Raw genomic sequence first — 18,538 nt, 5'->3', positions numbered from 1 at the left:
AGACAAGATGGTCACAATCCGACCATCGGAACACTACATGTCTAGTCTAACCGAATTAGCAAAGAAATCCGAATGAAAATACCAGAATTTGCCGTTTCAACCGGCCGAAAACTTATTTTCGCTCCACTTGGCTTACATCGCGCACGGCACCCGTATCGGCGGAAGTGGTCATAGCGGCATAGGCACGCAACGCAGCGGAAACAACGCGGTCGCGGCTAACCGGCTTCCATGCCTGAGCGCCACGGCTTTCCATTTCTTCGCGCCGCTTCTCCAGCTCTTCGTCGGATACCGCCAAATGGATGCGGCGGTTGGGGATGTCGATTTCAACGGTATCGCCCTCATGCACCAAACCGATGGCGCCGCCTTCCGCCGCTTCGGGCGATGCATGGCCGATACTGAGGCCCGACGTGCCACCCGAAAAGCGCCCGTCAGTCAGCAGCGCGCAGGCTTTGCCTAGGCCTTTGGACTTCAAATAGGAGGTCGGATAAAGCATTTCCTGCATACCGGGGCCGCCTTTGGGGCCTTCGTAACGGATGATAACGATGTCGCCCGCAACAATCTGGTTGGCCAAAATGCCTTCGACCGCCGCTTCCTGACTTTCAAACACGCGTGCGCGGCCGTTGAATTTCCAAATGCTTTCGTCTACGCCGGCGGTTTTAACCACACAGCCGCGTTCGGCGATGTTGCCAAACAATACTGCCAAGCCGCCGTCTTTCGAATAAGCATGTTCGGCATCGCGGATACAGCCGCTTGCGCGGTTTAAATCCAGCATTTTCCACTGGCGGTTTTGCGAAAAGGCTTGCGTGGTACGCACGCCGCCGGGTGCGGCTTTGAACCGCTCAATGGCTTCTTCGTTGGCAGGATTGGTTACGTCCCAGCGTTCGATGGCGTCTTTCAAGCTGGGCGCATGCACGGTCGCAACGGAAGTATCGAGTTTGCCTGCTTTATCCAGCTCTTTCAGAATGGCCATAATGCCGCCGGCACGGTGCACGTCTTCCATGTAATAGTCGTGATTGTTGGGTGCTGTTTTGCATAAACAGGGCACTTGGCGGCTGATGCGGTCGATGTCGGCCATTTTGAAGTTGACTCCCGCTTCATTGGCAACGGCCAAAAGGTGCAGAATGGTGTTGGTGGAGCCGCCCATCGCCACGTCCATTGTCATAGCGTTTTCAAACGCGGCTTTGCTGGCGATGCTGCGCGGCAATACGCTGTAATCGTCTTGCTCGTAATGCCGCTTGGTAATCTCGACAATCAGGCGGCCCGCTTCGAGAAACAGCTCTTTGCGCGCAGCATGGGTTGCCAGAAGCGAACCGTTGCCGGGCAGCGACAATCCGAGCGCTTCGGTTAAGCAATTCATCGAATTGGCGGTAAACATGCCCGAACAGGAGCCGCAGGTGGGGCAAGCGTTTTGTTCGATTTCGGTAATGGCGGCATCGGAAACTTTATCGTCCGCCGCATCAACCATGGCATCTACCAAATCAAGCTTGCGTTCGTCTTGAATATTGATGGCACCGATAACCTTGCCTGCTTCCATCGGCCCGCCTGATACGAATACGGTGGGAATATTCAGGCGCATGGCGGCCATCAGCATGCCGGGGGTGATTTTGTCGCAGTTGGAAATACACACCAGCGCATCGGCGCAATGGGCGTTGACCATATATTCCACCGAATCGGCAATCAAATCGCGGCTAGGCAGGCTGTAGAGCATGCCGCCGTGCCCCATGGCGATGCCATCGTCCACCGCGATGGTGTTGAATTCTTTGGCAATGGCGCCTGCTTTTTCAATTTCGCGTGCAACAAGCTGGCCCATGTTATGCAGGTGCACATGGCCGGGAACGAATTGAGTGAATGAATTGGCGATGGCGATAATCGGCTTGCCGAAATCGGCGTCGGCAACGCCGGTGGCGCGCCACAATGCGCGCGCGCCGGCCATGTTGCGGCCGTGGGTGGAAGTTTTGGAGCGGTAGGCTGGCATGTTTAGTTCCTTGGTTTTGGAAGCCGACTGGCCGAAAACGGGAAAGCGGCTTTGTTTTGGCTTTATCAATCTGGAAAATCTGTGTATTTTATACCAAACGCAGGCAGCCGTTAAGAAACCTGTAATCGTTGCTAAAACACCTTTCAGACAGGCATTAGGGTCTATTAATCATTTCCAGTATAATGCCTGTCTGAAAAATGAAATACCAAAAGGGAACTTTCCGCTATGATGATTCACCCCCAATTCGACGCCGTTGCGTTGGCAATCGGCCCGCTGGCCATCCGCTGGTATGCGCTCAGCTATATTCTGGCGTTTGTTTTGTTTATGGCATTGGGGCGGCTGCGCATCAAACAGGGGCATACGGTATTTACCCGCGAAATGCTGGACGATTTGCTGACATACGGTGTGCTCGGTGTAATTCTGGGCGGGCGCTTGGGTTATGTGCTTTTTTACAAACCGTCGGAATATCTGGCCGACCCGCTCTCCATTCTTAAAGTATGGGAAGGCGGCATGTCGTTTCACGGCGGTTTTCTGGGCGTGCTGGCGGCAATGTGGCTGTTTGCCAAACGGCGCAAACTGGGCTTCTGGCAAGTTACCGACTTCATCGCGCCGCTGGTGCCGCTCGGCTTGGCTTCCGGCCGCATCGGCAATTTTATCAACGGCGAATTATGGGGGCGCGTTACCGACCCGAGCCATTTCTGGGCGATGGGCTTCCCCCAAGCGGCTTATGAAGATGTGCCGCTGGCGGCAACCAACCCTCAATATGCACAATGGTTGCAACAATTCGGCATGCTGCCGCGCCACCCTTCGCAGCTTTACCAGTTTGCGCTGGAAGGCATTACGCTGTTCATCATCGTTTGGCTGTTTTCCAACAAACCGCGCCCGACCGGGCAGGTTTCGATGGTCTTTCTGGCCGGCTACGGCATCTTCCGCTTCATTGCCGAATATGCCCGCCAACCCGACGATTATCTGGGCTTATTGTCGCTCGGCTTGTCGATGGGGCAATGGCTGAGCCTGCCGATGATTGTGCTGGGCGTAATCGGTTTTTTCTGGTTCGGCCGGCAGCAAAACACCGCTTCATAATTTTATTTTCAGACAGGCTTCGCAAACGCCTCATGCCTGTCTGAAAACTACAGAGAAAACGCTTAAATTTATGTCCAACCAAAGATTGATTTACGGCTTTCATGCCGTTAATGCCCGTTTGTGGCAAAACCCGAAAAGCATTACCGAGCTTTATGTGCAGGAAGGCAAAAACGACGCGCGCACGCGCGAAGTGTTGCAGAAAGCGGCCGACGAAAACATCCGCCTGCACTTTGCCGATGCAGACCGTTTAAACAGATTAAGCAAAGGCATGCGCCATCAAGGGGTGGTCGGCTTTATCGACGCATCTAAAAACCATGTGCATCTGGAAGACGTGTTGGAAAATCTGAATGAGCCGCCGCTGCTCTTGGTGCTCGACGGCATAACCGACCCGCACAACCTCGGCGCCTGCCTGCGCACTGCCGACGCCATGGGCGTGCACGCCGTGATTGCGCCGAAAGACAAAAGCGCAGGGCTGAACGCCACGGTTAGCAAAGTGGCCTGCGGCGCGGCCGAAACCGTGCCCTACATCACCGTTACCAACCTCGCACGCACGCTGCGAGAATTAAAAGAATACGGCATCTGGATTGTCGGCACCGACATGGGTGGCCAAGCCGATTTATATCATTGCGATTTACCCGAAAGTGTCGCATGGGTTATGGGCAACGAAGGCGAAGGCATGCGCCGCCTAACGCGTGAACATTGCGACGTATTGGTTTCCATCCCCATGTTCGGCACGGTGGAAAGCATGAACGTTTCGGTCAGCGCCGGCATGGTGTTGTCTGAAACACGCCGCCGCCGCGTGCTGCAAACCGAAAGAAAACCGTCCGCACAAAACTGATGCCTGTCTGAAAACCCATTGCAGGCAAGCTGGGCAAAAAGCCCGGCGGGCAGTTTTTATTATTCAATCCCGATTTCCACCCTATTCCGATAATGTATCAAACGATTCTTCCTAAAAAAGACTTGACCGAATGGCTAAACCGACTCGGCAAGCTCGAAAATACCGGCAGCACCCTGGCCAGCATCACACATTGGCTGCGCAAGGGCGGCAGCAAAGATGCTGCGCCGCGTATGGCCTTGTTGCTGCAAACCCTGTCCGAGCATCCTGAAACCGCCGCCCAAATCGGCACCCAGCTCCACCGCTGGCTCAACGATGCCCACATCTACCCTGCTTTGGTTACGCTGGGCATTTTCTCCCGCCGCGGCTTCAGTCGCGAACTGGGCAAGCGCATTTACGACCGCTTCAGCCCGCCGCCGCATAACGAGCGCAGCCTGAAACACATGTTTCAAAAACTGTTTTACCGCAGCAACGACACTGAATGGCTGCAAACCATTCCGCCGCGCCAATGGTTGCGCCTGTATGAAATTTTGGCTGCCAACACGCCCGAAAGCATTCGGCAGAGCACCCACCGCAATTTCCAGCACGCCAATCTGTATGCCTTGGAAATGCTGTCGATCTGGATTGCCGCCGAAGAGCTGGACTCCGACCTAATCCGACTCGACCCGAAATTACTGGAAGTAGATTCCCCTTTCGTCGCCCTCAAGCGCGAAGTGGCCGAATTAATCGAACATTACCAGCAAGGCAAAGAAGGCGCCTTCGACGACGGCCATCTGCAAGTCATGCTTGCGCAATCACAATCGCAAATCGAACGCCTGCGCAAAAAAGGCGTATGCGCCGGCGCCGGCTCGTCCATCGCCGTATCGCATCTGCTGGAGCGGCTCGATCAATCGCTCGAACGGCTGACCGTATTGCTGGCCATTCAAACGGCAACCGACAAGCCCGCTTTGCAGCGCTACCTGATTACACTGCTGCAAGCCATGGCCTCCGCCGCGGCCGAACAAAAAAGCGCCTCCATGCTCTGGCGGCGCAGCGTCAAAATGCTGGCCAAAAGCATCAGCCAAAACACCAGCAACCGCGGCGAACATTACATCACCAGCACCAAAGCCGAATATTTCTCCATGTTGCGGGCGGCGGCGGGCGGCGGCGTGGTCATCGCCTTGATGGCGCTGCTCAAGTTGAAGCTCGGCATGATGGGTTTGAGCAAACTGCAATATGCCATTCTTTCCAGCCTTGATTACGGTTTAGGTTTCGTGTTCATCCACATGATTCACTGCACCGTGGCCACCAAACAGCCCGCCATGACCGCATCCAGCATCGCCGAACAAGTAGAGCGCAACGAATCGGGCAAGGCCGTGGATCAAAAGCTGGCCAAACTCTCGATAGACGTTATCCGCTCGCAGGGTGCCGCCGTATTCGGCAACGTCAGCGTGGCCGTATTGGTATCCGTATTGGTGACGGCGCTGTATTATTTTCAGACAGGCATGCCGATTCTGGATGAAGCAACCGTACACAAACAATTCAAATCCGTATTGCCGCTCAGCCAGCCTTCGCTGATTTACGCCGGTATTGCCGGCATCTGGTTGTTTTGCTCGGGGATTATCTCCGGCTTTTTCGACAACCGTGCCGACTACCTCAACCTGAACCTGCGCCTCAAGCAACACCCGCTACTGGTCAAAATCCTACCCGCACGGATACGTGACGCGCTGGCCGAATACCTGCACCGAAATTACGGCGCCATTATGGGTAACTTTATCTTCGGTGTGATGCTGGGCAGCACCAGCTATATCGGCTACCTGCTCGACCTGCCGCTCGATATCCGGCACGTTGCGTTTTCATCCGCCAATATCGCCTATGCCGCGGCCACCGATTTAACCAACCCACTTCTCTTCGGCTTTTACCTGTTTTGCGTTTTGCTGATCGGCATCGTTAACCTCTGGGTCAGCTTTACCCTCACGCTTTGGGTTGCCCTGCGTTCGCGCGATACGCGTATCGGCAGCTTCCGAAAACTATTTAACAGCATGATTGCGCAAATCCGCGCAAACCCATTAAGCCTGCTGTTCCCCGTGCAAGCCGCGGGCCAGCTTATCAAAGAAGCGCGCCAACCCACCGCACAAACCAAAGAAAAAGAAGACAAGTAAGCAAAAATCAAAAAGCCTGTCTGAAAATATTCAGACAGGCTTTTTCTTTGATCAAATAGTGCGCCGTCATCGTTCAAGCAGGCCGAAAAATCTTTCTCTACAAGCTATCGGCAACAAAGATGGCTTATTTTACAAAATCGAACACCCCCCTTCAGAGCAGGGGAATGAACAAGGTGCTCATCTGAAACGGTTTGATGATGAGCTGCTGGAAGCTAGTCGAAAAAAGAAAGGCTTCCATGCTACATCTATATGAAATATCCCCCAACGGCAATATCCGAAAATGCTTCTAAAAACATTGGCGGCCAAAGCCTCAACGTCCGAAACGGGGAGGGGGCATATGGTAATAATACTCCTGCCGACAGCGATAACCAACTGTTTCAGTCTAAAAAGAATTAGAAAGTTCTTATACTACAGCAGGAAAATACGACGTGGCGGCCGCGTACAATCAGGCGGCAGCCTCTAACGACAAGCGCGAAGGCACTCTTTAACTAATTCCGGCCCCCGATAAACCAAACCGCTGTAAACCTGCACCGCCGTCGCGCCCAAACGCATTTTTTCCGCCGCATCGCCACCCTGCATAATGCCGCCAACGCCGATAACCGGCAATTTGCCGTCGATATGGGCCACCAGAGATTGCAACACCGCGTTGCTCTTTTCCCGCACCGGCCAGCCGCTCAATCCGCCTGCTTCGCCCGCCAAAGGATGATTGCCCAAAGCGGTTTTATCAATGGTTGTATTTGTAGCGATAATGCCGTCCATTTCCGTTTGTTTCACCACATGGGCGATGTCGGCAATCTGCGCTTCGTCCAAATCCGGTGCGATTTTTACCGCCAGAGGCACATACTTGCCATGTTGCGCCGCAAGCTGAGCCTGCTTGTTTTTCAACGCTTCCAGCAAAGCGCTTAATTCGTCGCCGCCCTGCAAAGCACGTAGGTTTTTGGTATTCGGCGAAGAAATATTCACCGTGATATAGCTGGCATAAGGATAGGCTTTTTCCAGGCAAATCAAATAATCTTCCGCTGCATTTTCAATAGGCGTTACCGCGTTTTTGCCGATATTGATGCCCAGAATGCCTTTAAAACGGCTGTTACAGATGTTGTCTATCGCGGTATCAATACCGCGGTTATTAAAACCCATACGGTTGATTACCGCCATGTGATCCGGTATGCGGAACAGTCGCGGTTTCGGATTGCCGTCTTGCGGCTTGGGCGTCAGCGTGCCGATTTCGATAAAGCCGAACCCCAGCGCCGCCAGCGCGTCGATATATTGGCCGTTTTTATCCAATCCCGCCGCCAGCCCTACCGGATTGGGCAGGCTCAACCCCATCAAAGTGGTCGGCTTGGTTTGCACATCGGTTTTTCCCAACAGGCCGAACCGATGGGCGAAACTCAATGATTCAAGCGTGAAATGGTGCGCTTTTTCAGCATCGCTGAGAAACAAAAACGGGCGGAGCAACGAATACATCATGCGGGATGACCTTTGAAAAAATGGATAATGCGCATTTTAACCGAAACCCACTATGCCTGTCTGAAAGGCTTAAGATTTGATTCACCGCAAGATTACGACCTTTCAGACAGGCATGTATAAACCATCTGCATGCGATGTGTTAAAATCGGCCGGAAGCCAATTTCAACAACGTAAAGGAAATTCCATGGCAACCATCGCCCCCGACATCTTCAAAGCCTACGACATCCGCGGCATTGTTGGCAAAACCCTGACCAACGAGGCCGCCTATCTTATCGGCAAAGCAATTGCCGCAAAAGCCGCCGAAAAAGGCATCAAAAAAATCGCACTCGGCCGCGACGGCCGCTTGAGCGGGCCCGAACTGATGGCCAACATTTCACGCGGCTTTACCGAGAGCGGAATCAATGTGCTTAATGTGGGTATGGTTGCCACGCCCATGCTTTATTTTGCCGCCATCCAAGAATGCGACGGCAGCGGTGTCATGATTACCGGCAGCCACAACCCGCCCGATTACAACGGCTTTAAAATGATGCTCGGCGGCGACACGCTGGCCGGCGAAGCCATTCAAGAATTGCTCGCCGTCATTCAAAACGACCGATTCGTTACCGGCGCCACTGCCGGCAGCGTTACAGAGAAAGACGTCTTCCCGCAATATCTCGACACCATCGTCGGCCACATCAAACTCAAACGCCCGCTAAAAATCGTGGCCGATGCCGGCAACGGCGTGGCAGGCGCCTTTATCGGCAAACTCTACCGTGCCTTGGGGTGCGACGTAACCGAACTTTTCTGTGAAGTAGACGGCAATTTCCCCAACCATCACCCCGATCCGGCCAAACCGAAAAACCTGCAAGACGTAATTAACGAATTGAAAAACAGCGACGCCGAAATCGGTTTCGCCTTCGACGGCGACGGCGACCGCTTGGGTGTCGTTACCAAAGAGGGCAACATCATCTATCCCGACCGCCAGTTGATGCTTTTTTCACAAGACGTATTAAGCCGCAACCCCGGCGCCAAAGTGATTTTCGACGTTAAATCCACCCGCCTGCTGGCGCCTTGGATTCGCCAACACGGCGGCGAACCGATTATGGAAAAAACCGGCCACAGCTTCATCAAATCGTCAATGAAGAAAAACGGCGCGTTGGTTGCAGGCGAAATGAGCGGCCACACCTTCTTCAAAGAACGCTGGTTCGGCTTTGATGACGGCCTTTACGCCGGTTGCCGCATGCTGGAAATCCTCTCCGCCAGCAACAATCCTTCAGACATTCTTAACGCGCTGCCGCAAAGCATTTCCACTCCGGAAATCAATATCGACCTGCCCGAAGGCAGCAACGGTCATCAGGTTATCGAAACTTTGGCCAAAACCGCCAAATTCGACGGCGCCACCGAAATCATCACCATCGACGGCCTGCGCGTCGAATTCCCCGACGGTTTCGGCCTGATGCGCGCCTCCAATACCACGCCTGTTTTGGTATTGCGTTTTGAAGCCGACAGCGAAGAAGCCATCAAGCGCATTCAAAATCAATTCAAAACCGTTATTGAAAGCAACCCTGCGCTGCATTGGCCTCTGTAAGTCACAATGCAGTAAAACATAAAACCAAAGCCTGTCTGAAAACGTTCAGACAGGCTTTTTAGCCAACAAATACGGGTTAAACCGCTTACACGCCAACGCAAGCTTGGCGGGCTAATCCTGCCACAGCCCGATTTGAAAACCGGTCGGCTCCAAATGGCTGACACCCAAACCGATGAGCCGGTAAGTGGTATCGGCGGAAGACGGCATACGCCTCGCGGTTTGACGGGCAGCGCTCAGCAAAGCAGCCGCATCTGGCAAAACGGAAGAAAAAGTCTGGGAGCGGGTAAGGATGTGGAAATCCGCGGTTTTCAGCTTCAGCGTGATGCTGCGGAATTGCACTTTCTTTCTATCGGCCTGCTGCCACAAATCTTCGGCCAGATGCGGTAGATGTTGCAGAATGCCTTCCAGCGGCAAATCTTCGGGCAAGGTAATTTCAGTGGAAATCTGCAAACGCTCGCGGCTGGGTTTGACCGCGCGGTTGTCGATGCCGCGCGCCAAATCATAGAGGCGATAGCCCCATTTTCCAAATAGATTAGCCAATTCGCCGCGCCCGAAACGCAGCAAATCGCCCACCGTGTTCACACCGAGCGCACGCATTTTTTGCTGGGTAACCTTGCCGACACCGGGAATTTTCCCGGCCGGCAAATCTTGCAGAAAAGCCGCAACCTGTTCAGGCGGCAACACAAACTGGCCGTTTGGCTTCTTCCAATCGGAAGCGATTTTAGCGAGAAATTTATTAGGTGCCACGCCGGCGGATGCGGTCAGACCGGTTTCGGCCAGAATTTCGGCGCGGATGATTTTGGCCACTTGGCTGGCGTAGGGAATATTCTGAAAATTGCGAGTAACATCGAGATAGGCCTCGTCTAGCGACAAAGGTTCGATAAGGTCAGTGTGGCGGCGGAACACGGCATGAATGCGTTGCGACACATCGCGGTAAAGCGGGAAATGCGGCGGAATGTAAACCGCCTGCGGGCAAAGGCGCTTAGCCGTTGCCACCGACATAGCCGAATGCAGGCCAAACCGGCGCGCTTCATAGGAAGCCGCGCAAATCACCGAACGCGGCCCGTCCCACGCAACCACAACCGGCAAACCTTTGAGCTGCGGATTTTCGCGCAATTCTACCGAGGCATAGAATGCGTCCATATCAATATGGATGATTTTTCGCGCTTCCATAATCAGCAATCAATTCAGGATAACAATGCCTGTCTGAAAACATTCAGACAGGCTTTTCATTCAATCCCGCAGTCTCTCGGCCAATCGTTTGACAATTTCAACGGCGGCTTCGTCTTTGCCGGTTTCGGGAAAGCTGCTCTCCCCTTCGCTATCGATAATCGTAATGCGGTTAACCGCCTTGCCCATCGCCACCGCCACATCATTCGCCACCAGCATGGGAATGCCTTTTTTCAAGCGTTTGGCTCGGGCATGCTCAAGCATGTTTTCACTCTCGGCGGCAAAACCAATGCAAAAAGGCGGCGTTTCCAGCTTGGCTACCGCAGCCAGAATATCTGGATTTTCAGTCAGCTCAATAACCGGCGCCGTTGCAGAACCATTTTTTTTCAACTTCTGCACACTACGGTTTTTCACCCGATAATCGGCCACCGCGGCAACCCCGATAAACACATCCTGCCCGGCAATCCGCCGCATCACCGCTTGGTGCATCGCCTCGGCGCTGACCGCCTCTTCCGTATGCGCCAAGCCGGCCGGCAATGCGGTTTGAATCTGGCCGTAAACGAGGATTACTTCCGCGCCGGCCGCGCGGCAAGCGCGGGCCAGCGCCATGCCCATCTTGCCGCTGGAAATGTTGGTGATGCCGCGCACAGGGTCTATCGCTTCAAAAGTGGCGCCGGCGGTAAGCAACACTTTCTTTCCCTGCAAAAGCTTGGGCGTCCACATATCGGGCAGCATATCGGCCAATTCGGCCGCTTCCGGCATTCTGCCGATGCCGGTTTCACCACAGGCCTGCTCGCCCGAAGACGGCGGAAACACAATAATGCCATCGGCTTCAAGCTGCTTGATATTGCGCAGATTGGCGGGGTTGTGCCACATCTCCACATTCATCGCCGGCGCAACGGCCAAAGGACATTTGCGCGCCGCCGCCAGATTGGTCAGCAGATTGTCGGCAATGCCCGCCGCAATTTTCGCCAACGTATTGGCGGTAGCGGGCGCAATAACAAAAGCATCGGCCTGACGGGTCAAATTGATGTGCGCCATCGCGTTACCCTCTGCGTTGCCGTGCGTTTCGGTCAAAACAGGATTGCCGCTCAGGGCTTGAAAGGTCAACGGCGAAACGAATTCGGCCGCCGCGCGGCTCATCGCAACGGTTACGCTGTGGCCCTGCTTTTTCAAGAGGCGCACGAGTTCGCAAGATTTATAAGCGGCGATGCCGCCGCTGACGCCGAGAAGAATATGTTTGCCCATGAATGATGAGGCTCCGGTTTTCAGACAGGCTTTATTTTAGCAAATTACAGGAAATGCCTGTCTGAAAGATGCGGCGGCCTCTCCAACAAATTAGCCGTATCCTTAAAGCCGTCGCCGTGTTAAGATTGGGCTACATTGAATTACATTCCGTCAAGACAACTTTCAGGATAAGCAAATGGACGATTTGATTAAAGAAGCGGCCCTTCATTTCCACCAGCACCCGCAACCGGGCAAAATCCAAGTGGCACCCACCAAGCCTCTGGCCACCCAATACGATCTATCACTGGCCTATTCGCCCGGCGTTGCCGCGCCCTGCATGGAGATTTACAACGATCCGCTCGCTTCCTACAAATACACCGCCCGCGGTAATTTGGTTGCCGTGATTTCCAACGGCACCGCCGTTTTAGGTTTGGGCAATATCGGCGCCTTGGCGGGCAAACCCGTGATGGAAGGCAAAGGCGTATTGTTTAAAAAATTCGCCGGCATCGACGTATTCGATATTGAAGTCAACGAAACCGACCCGGATAAACTAGTCGAAATCATCGCCGCGCTGGAACCGACCTTCGGCGGCATCAATCTGGAAGACATCAAAGCCCCCGAATGCTTCTATATCGAGAAAAAACTACGCGAACGGTGCAACATTCCCGTATTCCACGACGACCAGCACGGCACCGCCATCATTACCGCCGCCGCTATTCTCAACGGCTTGCGCGTCGTAGAAAAAAATATCGGCGAAGTAACGCTGGTCTGCTCCGGCGCAGGCGCTGCTGCAATTGCCTGCTTAGATTTATTGGTTGCCCTCGGCATGAAGCGGGAAAACATCACCGTATGCGATTCCAAAGGCGTGATTTACCAAACCCGCGAAGATCGCGAACGCATGGATGAAAGCAAAATACGCTACGCCATTCCCGATAACGGGCAGCGCGTGTTAGCCGATGCGGTTAGCGGCAAAGACATCTTCCTCGGCCTGTCCGGCGCCAATCTGCTCAGCCCAGACATGCTCAAAACCATGAATGCCAAGCCGATTGTGCTGGCGCTGGCCAACCCTCAGCCCGAAATCTGGCCAACCGAAGCCAAAGCCGCCCGCTCCGATGTGATTATCGGCACCGGCCGCTCCGACTTCCCCAACCAAGTCAACAATGTATTGTGCTTCCCCTTTATCTTCCGCGGCGCGCTTGATGTGGGTGCCACCACGATTAACGAAGAAATGAAACTGGCCTGCGTGCGCGCGATTGCCGATTTGGCCCTGGCCGAAGCCAGCGATGTTGTAGCCGGCGCCTACGGCGGCACCGATTTGAAATTCGGCCCGGAATATCTGATTCCCAAACCTTTCGATCCCCGCCTGATCGGCCGCATTGCACCTGCTGTAGCACAAGCCGCTATGGATTCCGGTGTGGCCACCCGGCCGATTACCGATATGGATGCCTATATCGAAAAACTGAACGAAAGCGTTTACAAATCCAGCCACTTCATGCGCCCGGTATTCTCTCAAGCCAAACGCGACGTCAAACGCGTGGTGCTGGCCGAAGGAGAAGACGAACGCATGCTGCATGCCGCCCAGCAAGTTGCCACTCAAAAACTGGCCTTCCCTGTTCTGGTTGGCCGCAAAGACGTGATTGAAGCAAAGCTGGCCGCGCAAAGTCTAACCATTCAAGACGGCAAAGATTTTGAAATCATCGACCCCGTTAACAACCCCTATTACGAAGAGAGCTGGAAAGAATACTACAACCTACTCCAACGCAAAGGTGTTACCGAAGAAATGGCGCGCCGCCGCACGCTGGCAAATACTACGCTGATTGCCACCATGATGGTTCATTTGGGCCATGCAGACGCCGTTGTCTGCGGAACGATGGGCCGCTTCCGCGATCATTTCAAAATCATGGAAGACGTGATCGGCTACAACAACCCGGAAAAACTGGCTTTCTCGATGAATGCGCTGATTATGCACGACCGCAGCCTGTTTATCGCCGACACCTACGTCAACGCCAATCCGACCGCCCAGCAGCTCGCCCAAGGTACGCAAATGTGTGCCACCGAAATGCAGCGCTTCGGCATACAGCCCAAAGTCGCCTTGGTATCCAATTCCAACTACGGCTCGCACATCGACCCCGAAAACCTGAAAATGCAAGAGGCTTACCGCATCTTGTGCGAACAGGCGCCCGACTTGGAATTAGACGGCGAAATGCAGGCAGACGTGGCACTGGATGAAAAAATGCGCAAGCAGATTTTCCCGGAAACCAAGCTGAAAGGCGCCGCCAACCTGCTGGTTATGCCCAACGTAACGGCCGCCAACATCAGCTACAACCTGATGCGCGTCTCGGCTGCCGACGGCATTACCGTAGGCCCGATTCTGATGGGTATGAACAAAGCGGTGCATTGCGTAACTCCGATTTCCACCGTACGCCGCATTGTGAATATGATTGCGCTGGCCGCAGTAGACGCACAGCGCCAATAGCGCCGACTACCCGTCGGCACCATAACCAATGCCTGTCTGAAAACATTTTCAGATAGGCATTTATCATTTGCCATTGACTACAAAACGTTACATTGTCAACAATATAGCCAAGACAAAACACCGTGCGTTTTTCAGACAGGCATTATCTTTAAAAAGCCTTACGATGAAACCGGCACCGCTTCCCAACATAAGCAATAAGAAAGACAAGCCATGCAATTCCATCAAATCAACAACCCCAAAGACCAAGCCCTCGCCCAAGATGCTGCATTCCTTGCCAACGCTCTCATCCGCATGCTGGAGAGCGAAACCAGCGAGGCCGTGATTTCCGTTGTGAAGCAATTGGCGCAAAACCAAGACAGCACCTCCATCATCTCGGCCGCCCTGCCCAACCTCAATGCCGAGCAAACGCAAAACCTGATTGTTGCCTGCGGCCTGTTTGCACAAATTCTCAATATCGCCGAAGACATTCACCACCGACGTCGCCGCCGTTTACACGAACAAGCAGGCGACCAATATGCCGAAGGCAGCATTGCCGGATTGGTACGCAAGCTGGCCGCAGCCGACATCAACGGGCAAACGCTCCAGCAACAGTTAAACCAAACCGACGTCGCCGCCGTATTAACCGCCCACCCGACAGAAGTTCAACGCCAAGCTACCTTAAATTTCCACCGCCAAATCAGCGCATTGCTGGAAAAAAGAGAATATTGTGCCGGGCAGGAAGAGCTAAATTCCCTACAACGCGAAATCGAAACCATTCTGCTTGCCTTATGGCAAACCAGCGAAACCCGCCATTTCAAACTGACCGTTGAAAATGAAATCAACAACGGCGTGTCGATTTTTCCGCTCAGCTTCTTTCAAGCCGTACCTCGCCTCTATCGCAGCATGCAGCGCGATCTTCAGACGGCCTTTCCCAATATCGAATTGCCCAACCTGTTGCACATCGGCGGCTGGATAGGCGGCGACCGCGACGGCAATCCTTTCGTTTCCGCTGCCACGCTCAAGCATGCCTTCACGCAGCACGCCGACGTAGTATTCCATTATTACCGCCGTCAACTCGGCACATTGTATGCCGACCTGCCGCTGTCCGTGCGTCGCGTGCAAGTCAGCAACGCCGTGCTTTCACTGGCAGAGCGCTCGCCCGATAAAGAAATCGCCCATGCGGAAGAGCCCTACCGCCGCGCCATCGCGCTGATTTCATCGCGCCTCGTTGCTACTGGCCACCGCCTCGGCCTCACGCTGGGCTGCCGCTGGGGCTTGGGCGAACCTTACGCCAATGCAGACGAATTCATTTCCGATCTGCGTACCTTGCAACAATCGCTGGCCGACAACGGCAGCCGTCTGCTGGCCGAAGCCCGCATTGCCGATTTAATCCGCACGGCCACCGTATTCGGTTTCCACCTAATGCCGCTGGATTTGCGCCAACATGCCGCCAAACACGGTGAAGTTGTCGCCGAGCTATTCCGCCATGCCGGCTTAGAAGATTACGAAACCTTAGATGAGGCCGCCAAACAAGCCGTTTTACTGCGCGAGCTGCAAACTCAGCGCCCGCTATACAGCTCGTATGTCGACTACAGCGAAGCCGCTCGGCACGAACTGGCCATTTTCCAGCAAGCCCGCCGCGTTAAAAACGAATTCGGCGAACAAGCCATCAACCAAAGCATTATTTCCAACTGCGAACAACCCAGCGATTTATTGGCGCTGGCACTGCTGCTGAAAGAAAGCGGATTGTTGTCTGTCAATCAAGGTCTGCCTGAAAGCCGCATCAATATCGTACCGCTGTTTGAAACCATCGAAGCCCTGCAAAATGCTTCGGTCGTGATGGAAACCTTATTCGGGATGGAATGGTATCAAGCCCTATTGGCCAGCCGCGGCCATATCCAAGAAATCATGCTCGGCTATTCCGACAGCAATAAAGACGGTGGCTACGTTACCAGCTCGTGGTGCCTTTATCAGGCCGAGCGTGAGCTGGTCGAATTGTTTAACCGCTACAACGTACGCCTGCGCCTTTTCCACGGTCGCGGCGGCAGCGTAGGCCGTGGCGGCGGCCCTTCTTACCAAGCCGTTTTGGCGCAACCGGCCGGCAGCGTGGCAGGGCAAATCCGCATTACCGAACAAGGCGAAGTCATTACGGCCAAATACGCCGACCCCGGCAATGCCTGCCGCAATCTGGAAACCCTAGTTGCCGCCACATTAGAAGCCAGCCTGTTGCCTCATTCCGGCGGTGAGCCAGATGCAGATCTGATGCAAGATTTATCTGACCGCGCATTTGCCCACTACCGCGCGCTGATAACTCATCCCGATTTTATCGATTATTTCCTGCAAACCAGCCCGATTCAGGAAATCGCCACGCTCAATTTGGGCAGCCGCCCCGCCAGCCGCAAAACGCTGGCACGCATTCAAGATTTACGCGCCATTCCGTGGGTATTCTCATGGACGCAAAACCGCTTGATGCTGCCCGCATGGTACGGTTTCGGCAGCGCCGTTGCCGACTTGTGTCGAGAAGAAGGAAAACTACAAGCATTGCAAGAACACGCGCGCGATAACGCTTTTTTCCGCACCATGCTCTCCAATATGGAGCAGGTAATGGCCAAAACCGATCTGACCATTGCTGAAAACTACACCACTCTCAGCAGCGACCCCGCAGCAACCCGCGCTCTGTTCGGCATGATTACCGACGAATACCGCGCCAGCCGCCAAGCCTTGCTGGATATTCTGCAAACCGACGAATTGCTGAGCGGCAACCGCAGCCTTGCCCGCTCGCTGGCTCTGCGCATTCCCTATCTGAACGCGCTTAACAGCCTGCAAGTTTTGCTACTGAAAGAATTGCGCCAAGCACCGGAAAACCAGAATATTCTGAAATTGGTTCATCTCACAATTAACGGCGTTGCCCAAGGCTTGCGCAATACCGGTTAAACCGCTACAAACAAAAAAGCCTGTCTGAAAATATTCAGACAGGCTTTTTTTCATTCGCAAAATTCAAACACAGCGGCTAAATTCGCCTAAATCAACCTTCCGTTTAAATAAAGCCTTAACGCCAGGTTGATGGCTGACTGCAAGGCATAAAGTGTTGGGCAGGTTTTCTCTAATCATCTGCATTAATGAAAGCGCCGCATCATCATCGAGCTGATTGGTTGCCTCGTCCAAAAATAAAATATTCGGGCGATGCAGCAAAACGCGAGCCAGACTTAAGCGCTGTTGCTCGCCGCCGGAAAGCACCTTGTGCCACTCCCGCTCCTCGTCAAGCTGCCCGCCCAAACGCGCCAAACCGACTTGCTGCAAGATGCGCTTAATTGTTTCATCGTCGCGATCGGGCATAAACGGATAGCCGATAACCGCACGCAAACTATCTTGCGGCAGATAAGGGCGCTGCGGTAAAAACAGCTTGTCGGAGCCGGCCAAACTGAAGCTGCCGCGATAATAAGGCCACAAGCCGGCCAGCGTGCGCAATAACGTCGATTTGCCGATACCGCTGCGGCCGTCCAGCAACAACCATTCGCCATTATTCACCTGAAAATCAACATGTTCCAGTAAAACATGGCCTTCCGCCGTATGTACGGTCAAATCATGAATATCCAGTTGGTTCGTGCAATCGTTCGACCCGCCAACCGTTTCAGCTTTCGCCGCAGCCGGCAAATCCGCTTCTGATTCAGGGCTTGCTATGGTTTGCAATGCCGTCTGGAATTGTGCTAACCGCTGCACCACGGCCGCCCACTCGATAATTCGTTTGTAATAATCGACAAACCAGCTGAAACCGTCCTGCACCTGCGTAAACGCACTGCGCGCCTGCATCATATCGCCAAAAGTCATCGTTCTTGCCAGATAGAGCGGCAAAGTAGCAATAATTGGAATAAAAATACTGATGCGCATATAGGCGGAGCTGAAAATTTCCAAGCGTAGTTCACGCGCAATCAGCGCAAACCAATTACGGCGTATCGCAGCAAAACGACCGTTTAAACGTGCTTGCTCCGCCTTCTCGCCATGATAAAACGCAATTTGTTCCGCATAATCGCGAACTTTCAACAAGGTTGCCCGGTAATCCGCTTCCCGATGTTGCCGCTCGACATTCAGCATTTGCAGTTTACGGCCTATCCAATGCGTCGCCAGCGAACAAAACAAGGTATACGCCAAGGCAATCCACACCAAATAACCGTGCACAGTCCATTCACGACCGAACAAATCGATTTTCTGTATGCCCGACATGGCCCACAAAGCAGCCACAAAAGCCACCAGTCGCGCTGCGTTCATCACAAAGTTTTTAAACAAATCGATGCTTTGCTCCGCCAGCATGGCGCAATCTTCCGCAATACGCTGATCAGGATTGTCCGGCTCGTGTTCCAGTTGCAGACGGTATTGCTTATGCTGGGTAAGCCATTTGTTTTGAAAATCATCCGTCAGATGTACACGCCAGCGGAACAGCAAAACCTTACGCAGCCAGCTGCCCAAAACCACACAAGTTACTTGCAACGCGACATAAAACAGATACAGCAAAATCAGCGTAGGAATTACCTGGCCGTTAAAATCAGCCACCGCATCATAAAAAGTTTGGGGCTGTCCTAGATAACTAGGACAAATCATGCTTTACTAATTGTTTTAAAAT

Annotated in this window: 11 protein-coding genes; 6 read left to right on the top strand and 5 right to left on the bottom strand. The window is 53.7% G+C overall.

Features of this window, described 5'->3' with window-relative positions; all coding sequences use genetic code 11:
• Positions 1-112 precede the first annotated feature (112 nt).
• Entirely contained in the window at positions 113-1,975 is a 1,863-nt protein-coding gene (ilvD, locus tag Q4A84_RS03285) for a dihydroxy-acid dehydratase (RefSeq protein ID WP_303087504.1), read from the bottom strand.
• 225 nt (positions 1,976-2,200) lie between these two features.
• Here ilvD and lgt point away from each other — a divergent pair, with 225 nt between their 5' ends.
• The 3 genes from lgt (at position 2,201) to Q4A84_RS03270 (ending at position 6,034) form a co-directional block, all read left to right on the top strand.
• Positions 2,201-3,058: a prolipoprotein diacylglyceryl transferase gene (gene lgt, locus Q4A84_RS03280; RefSeq protein ID WP_303087503.1), complete on the top strand. Its 858-nt coding sequence runs from the start codon at positions 2,201-2,203 to the stop codon at positions 3,056-3,058.
• A gap of 70 nt (positions 3,059-3,128) precedes the next feature.
• The gene (rlmB, locus tag Q4A84_RS03275; protein WP_303087502.1) at positions 3,129-3,896 is read left to right on the top strand and encodes a 23S rRNA (guanosine(2251)-2'-O)-methyltransferase RlmB; all 768 of its coding nucleotides are present in this window, start codon (positions 3,129-3,131) and stop codon (positions 3,894-3,896) included.
• Positions 3,897-3,988: 92 nt separating this feature from the next.
• The gene (locus Q4A84_RS03270) at positions 3,989-6,034 is read left to right on the top strand and encodes a site-specific recombinase (protein WP_303087501.1); all 2,046 of its coding nucleotides are present in this window, start codon (positions 3,989-3,991) and stop codon (positions 6,032-6,034) included.
• 459 nt (positions 6,035-6,493) lie between these two features.
• On the opposite strand, the gene Q4A84_RS03265 is transcribed toward Q4A84_RS03270, so the two are convergent.
• Positions 6,494-7,498, bottom strand: coding sequence for a quinone-dependent dihydroorotate dehydrogenase (locus Q4A84_RS03265; protein WP_303087580.1), 1,005 nt, complete (start codon positions 7,496-7,498; stop codon positions 6,494-6,496).
• A gap of 187 nt (positions 7,499-7,685) precedes the next feature.
• On the opposite strand from Q4A84_RS03265, the gene Q4A84_RS03260 reads away from it, so the two are divergent.
• A complete protein-coding gene (locus Q4A84_RS03260) occupies positions 7,686-9,068 on the top strand; it encodes a phosphomannomutase/phosphoglucomutase (RefSeq protein ID WP_303087500.1) in 1,383 nt (460 codons plus the stop codon).
• A 111-nt stretch (positions 9,069-9,179) separates the two neighbouring features.
• On the opposite strand, the gene dinB is transcribed toward Q4A84_RS03260, so the two are convergent.
• Both dinB and coaBC read right to left on the bottom strand, forming a co-directional pair.
• The gene (gene dinB, locus Q4A84_RS03255) at positions 9,180-10,241 is read right to left on the bottom strand and encodes a DNA polymerase IV (RefSeq protein WP_303087499.1); all 1,062 of its coding nucleotides are present in this window, start codon (positions 10,239-10,241) and stop codon (positions 9,180-9,182) included.
• A 60-nt stretch (positions 10,242-10,301) separates the two neighbouring features.
• The gene (gene coaBC / locus Q4A84_RS03250; RefSeq protein WP_303087498.1) at positions 10,302-11,486 is read right to left on the bottom strand and encodes a bifunctional phosphopantothenoylcysteine decarboxylase/phosphopantothenate--cysteine ligase CoaBC; all 1,185 of its coding nucleotides are present in this window, start codon (positions 11,484-11,486) and stop codon (positions 10,302-10,304) included.
• 175 nt (positions 11,487-11,661) lie between these two features.
• On the opposite strand from coaBC, the gene Q4A84_RS03245 reads away from it, so the two are divergent.
• Together Q4A84_RS03245 and ppc are read left to right on the top strand one after the other, a co-directional pair.
• Positions 11,662-13,941 carry an NADP-dependent malic enzyme gene (locus Q4A84_RS03245; protein WP_303087497.1) on the top strand — a complete coding sequence of 760 codons (2,280 nt, stop codon included), beginning with the start codon at positions 11,662-11,664 and terminating at the stop codon, positions 13,939-13,941.
• A 210-nt stretch (positions 13,942-14,151) separates the two neighbouring features.
• On the top strand, positions 14,152-16,854 hold the full coding sequence (gene ppc, locus Q4A84_RS03240; RefSeq protein ID WP_303087496.1) for a phosphoenolpyruvate carboxylase: 2,703 nt from the start codon (positions 14,152-14,154) through the stop codon (positions 16,852-16,854).
• A 63-nt stretch (positions 16,855-16,917) separates the two neighbouring features.
• Here the strand turns inward: ppc and Q4A84_RS03235 are convergent, their stop codons facing one another.
• Positions 16,918-18,516, bottom strand: coding sequence for an ABC transporter ATP-binding protein/permease (locus Q4A84_RS03235; RefSeq protein WP_303087495.1), 1,599 nt, complete (start codon positions 18,514-18,516; stop codon positions 16,918-16,920).
• Positions 18,517-18,538 lie beyond the last annotated feature (22 nt).

Origin of the sequence: Neisseria sp. (assembly GCF_030527965.1) — a bacterium.
In the GTDB taxonomy this organism is placed as follows: Bacteria; Pseudomonadota; Gammaproteobacteria; order Burkholderiales; family Neisseriaceae; genus Neisseria.
Note: the sequence above shows the minus strand (reverse complement) of the source record. Positions and strands in the feature narration are given on the sequence as shown.